At 70.6% G+C, this 3873-nt stretch carries 5 protein-coding genes; 4 read left to right on the forward strand and 1 reads right to left on the reverse strand.

Annotated elements, in window-relative coordinates; genetic code table 11:
• The coding region (locus ABZ281_RS41410) for a lyase family protein (protein WP_356663100.1) at positions 1-471 on the reverse strand (471 nt) is incomplete at its 3' end.
• A gap of 281 nt (positions 472-752) precedes the next feature.
• Here ABZ281_RS41410 and ABZ281_RS41415 point away from each other — a divergent pair.
• The 4 genes from ABZ281_RS41415 to ABZ281_RS41430 all read left to right on the forward strand — a co-directional run.
• Positions 753-1199 carry a hypothetical protein gene (locus tag ABZ281_RS41415; protein WP_356663101.1) on the forward strand — a complete coding sequence of 149 codons (447 nt, stop codon included), beginning with the start codon at positions 753-755 and terminating at the stop codon, positions 1197-1199.
• 142 nt (positions 1200-1341) lie between these two features.
• Positions 1342-1929, forward strand: a complete 588-nt coding sequence (locus ABZ281_RS41420) for a pyridoxamine 5'-phosphate oxidase family protein (RefSeq protein WP_306689442.1) — start codon at positions 1342-1344, stop codon at positions 1927-1929.
• Between the two features lie 3 nt (positions 1930-1932).
• Positions 1933-2631, forward strand: a complete 699-nt coding sequence (locus ABZ281_RS41425) for a L,D-transpeptidase family protein (RefSeq protein ID WP_356663102.1) — start codon at positions 1933-1935, stop codon at positions 2629-2631.
• Between the two features lie 129 nt (positions 2632-2760).
• Positions 2761-3873 (forward strand): ferric reductase-like transmembrane domain-containing protein (locus tag ABZ281_RS41430; RefSeq protein ID WP_356663103.1); only part of this gene is annotated, 1113 nt, incomplete at its 3' end.

Genomic DNA, 3873 nt, shown 5'->3' on the forward strand with positions numbered 1-3873 from the left:
GGCCACGTCCGGGTGAGCCTCGGCGAGGCCGATCAGCGCGTCCTGGAGCTCGGCGATCAGACCGCCGACGATCCGGGCGTGGTCGCGCAGGTACATGCGGAAGAGCGTCGCGACCTGGTCGTTGCGGGAGCGGCCGGCCCGCAGCTTGCCGCCGAGGTCGGGGCCGAGGCGCTCCAGGAGGCCGCGCTCCAGGGCGGTGTGGACGTCCTCGTCGGCGATCGTGCCCACGAAGGAGCCGTCGGCGACGTCCGCCTCCAGCTGGTCCAGCCCGGCGGTCATGCGGGTCAGCTCGTCCTCCGTGAGCAGGCCCGCCTTGTGCAGCACACGCGCGTGGGCACGCGAACCGGCGATGTCGTACGGCGCGAGCCGCCAGTCGAAGTGGACGGACGCGGACAGCTTCGCCAGGGCCTCGGCGGGCCCGTCGGCGAAACGGCCGCCCCAGAGCCGGACATCACCGCTGTTGCTGCTCACCTGCTGCGCTCCTCAATGGGTGTGGATGTGCCACCGCTTCCCGCCCGGGGGCGTGAAGACGGTCATCACGCTACTGCTCAGGGCAGATCACCGACATGCATGAGTATGCAGAGCTCTGCATGATTCGTCAATCCGACACGGACGGGCGGGCGGTTTCCGGTCAGGCGAGAGGAATTTGAAGATTCCTTGAACACGGGAAACCGCTTACCCGTACCTCTCGCCGAACGCAGGCGCCGCGTTACGACACCGACCACACCCCCGACCCCTAGTGAGGCATCCGCATGTCCAGGGCTCTTCCGAAGTACAACAAGCGTCGCGTCACGTTCATCGGCGGCGCCGCCGCGGTGGCACTGTCCGGCACGGTGATCGCCGGCTTCGCCCTCGCCGGGGAGACGCCCGACAGCGGCGCCGCGAACGCCCGGACGCTGGCCGGTCCCGGCACCATCAGCTGCCCGGACGTCACCGGCCGGCTGCCCGCGGTCCCCGCCTCGGCGAAGGCGGAGGTCGACAGCAACCTCGCCCAACTGAACACGCAGATCCAGGAGGCCAACAAGCGCCTGGTCGACACGGTCGGCCAGGGCGGACCCAACTTCGTCCAGAACGCCATCCTCGGCCCCCTGGAGGACAAGCGGATCTCCACCGTCAACCGCATCGCCACGGCCATCGGCCGCACGGCCGAGAAGCCGGCCGGTCTGGACTCCCTGGCCGCCTGCACCCTCTCCAAGTGAGGTGACAGGCGCTGTGGCCACCCCGTGTGAGCACCGGCCGGGGTGGCCACGGAGGCGCCTGCCCGCGGGGTCCGGCAGAGGTGAGGACCGGACCCCGCAATTCCTTAGACGGTCGAAAGACTTACGGCCATAATCGTTCGACATGGGAAAGACTCACGAGCGCATAGACGGCCGGCTCCGCACCTTCATCGAGGCGCAGCCGGTCTTCTTCACCGCCACCGCACCCCTGGCCGCCGACGGCACGGTCAACCTCTCCCCCAAAGGCCTGGCAGGCTCGTTCGTGGTGCTCGACGAACTCACGGTGGCCTACCTCGACTTCGCCGGCTCCAACGCCGAGACCATCGCCCATCTGCGGGAGAACGGGCGGATCACCCTGATGTGGTGCGCCTTCCAGGGCCCGCCGAACATCGTCCGCGTGCATGGCAGGGGTGAACCGGTCTTCCGCGACGACCCACGCTTCGGAGAGCTGCTCGCGCGCTTCCCGGACATCGACCCGACGCCGCACGGTCTGCGGGCGATCATCGTGGTCACCGCCGAACTCGTCCGCGACACCTGCGGTTACGGGGTGCCCTTCATGGCGTACGAGGAGGACCGGGATCTGCACGGCAAGCGTTTCGCCCGCGAGGACGACGCGTCGCTGAGCGCCTACTTCACCAAGAAGGAGCACATCGCCACCAGCCTGGACGGACTACCCGGGCTGCCGCTGCCGCTGCCTCCCTCTACGGTCTGAGGCATGCGCCCCGGTGCCCTCGCCCTCGCCGTCTGCGCCCTGGTCGCGCTCGGCGCCGGGCCGCCCGCCCCCGCGCCGCCGTTGCCGGCCCGGATGGCGGACACCGGCGGCGGCACCCAGCTGATCACCGCGGTGGCCCCGGAGCGGGCTTCGACGACGGGCACGGTGACCTGGTGGAACCGCGAGGACGGGCGCTGGGTCAGGAGGGGTTCCGTGCCCGCCCGGTTCGGGGCGAAGGGGCTCGCCGCCGGCGCCTCGCGCAAGCAGGGGACGAACACCACACCCACCGGCCTCTACGGGCTGCCGTACGCCTTCGGCATCAAGGCGGCGCCGCCCGGGACGGCCTCCACCTACCGCCGGGTGCACCAGCACTCCTGGTGGTGCCAGGACAACGGCTCCCGCTCCTACAACCGCTGGACCGAGCCGCGCGCGGCAGACTGCCGGGCCGCCGAGTCCGAGCACCTGATCACGTATCGCGCGCAGTACGCGCACGCGCTCGTCATCGGCTTCAACTACGAGCGTCCCGTGCGGGGACGAGGCGCGGGCATCTTCCTCCACGTGAACGGGCGGGGGGCGACGGCCGGTTGCGTCTCCGTCTCCGAGGACGCGATGCGGCGGATCCTGCGCTGGGCCGACCCCGCCCGGCGGCCGCACATCGCCGTGGGGACGCGGAGCGGGAGCACGGCCGTCACCCGTCTCTGACGGGGGCCGGCGGCCGTGTAAGTGTTACCAGCGGTCACCGCTGTTCGCACACGACTCCGTACGCGGCTGAACACTCCCGTGCCGCGGCACGTATCTGTGGGCCAAGGGTCAAGTCCCCACGGAGGAACCGTGACCACCACGCTCGCAGGCGGACGTGCCGCCCGCCGCCAGACGATGCGCCGCATCCGCCCGCGCCGCTCCCCGGCCGTCCCGCTGCTGATCGCCCTGTGGGCCGGTGCGGCGGCCGTGCTGTGGCTGTGGTGGGACAACACACCGTCCCTCGCGGACGACACCAGCAAGATCCTGGCCGCGGGCCGGATCACCGGCCTGCTCGCCGGCTACCTCATGGCGCTGGTGGTGCTCCAGATGGCCCGGGTACCCGCGCTGGAGCGCCGGGTGGGCACCGACCGGGTCGCACGCTGGCACGCCATGACCGGCCGCTACACGCTCTGTCTGGTCCTCGCCCACGTCTTCCTCATCATGTGGGGCTATGCCCTGCAGGCGGGCAAGGGGCTCGGCGACATCGTCCAGCAGACGACCGACTCCATCAACCAGCTGCCGGACATGGGCAAGGCGGCCATCGGCACGGGTCTGCTGTTCCTCATCGGGATCCTGTCGATCGGCGGGGTGCGCCGGCTGATCGGTTACGACACCTGGTACCACGTGCACCTGCTGACGTACGCGGCGGTGTACCTGACGTTCTGGCACCAGATCACCACCGGCAACGAGTTCGCCGTCGAGCCGGCCGCAAAGACCTTCTGGTACGGGCTGTACGGCGTGGTGACCGTGCTGGTCGTCTGGTACCGGCTCCTCACCCCGATCCGGCTGAACATGCGGCACCGCATGCGGGTGGCAGCGGTCATCGAGGAGACCCCCGGGATCGTGTCCGTGCTGATCAGCGGGCGCAAGCTGCACCGGATGGGCGCGGAGGCCGGGCACTTCTTCCGCTGGCGGTTCAAGGCACCGGGCATGCGCTTCAGTTCCCACCCGTACTCGCTGTCGGCGGCCCCGCGCCCGGACATGCTGCGGATCACGGTCAAGGCGATCGGTGACCACACCTCCCGGCTGCGTGATCTCGAACCCGGCACCAAGGTGTGGGCCGAGGGCCCGTACGGCGCGATGACCGCGCAGCGCCGCAGCCGCGGCAAGGTGCTGCTGGTCGCGGGCGGTGTGGGCATCACCCCGATGCGGGCGCTGTTCGAGACGCTGCCGGGCGCGTCCGGCGACATCACCCTTCTCTAC

Source organism: Streptomyces sp. NPDC006265 (genome assembly GCF_040613555.1).
Taxonomy (GTDB): Bacteria; Actinomycetota; Actinomycetes; order Streptomycetales; family Streptomycetaceae; genus Streptomyces.

What these genes read in the sequence shown, in the direction of transcription:
- ABZ281_RS41415 (WP_356663101.1), top strand. Translation starts at nt 753, where the DNA reads ATGTCCAGGGCTCTTCCGAAGTACAACAAGCGTCGCGTCACGTTCATC.
- ABZ281_RS41420 (WP_306689442.1), top strand. Translation starts at nt 1,342, where the DNA reads ATGGGAAAGACTCACGAGCGCATAGACGGCCGGCTCCGCACCTTCATC.
- ABZ281_RS41425 (WP_356663102.1), top strand. Translation starts at nt 1,933, where the DNA reads ATGCGCCCCGGTGCCCTCGCCCTCGCCGTCTGCGCCCTGGTCGCGCTC.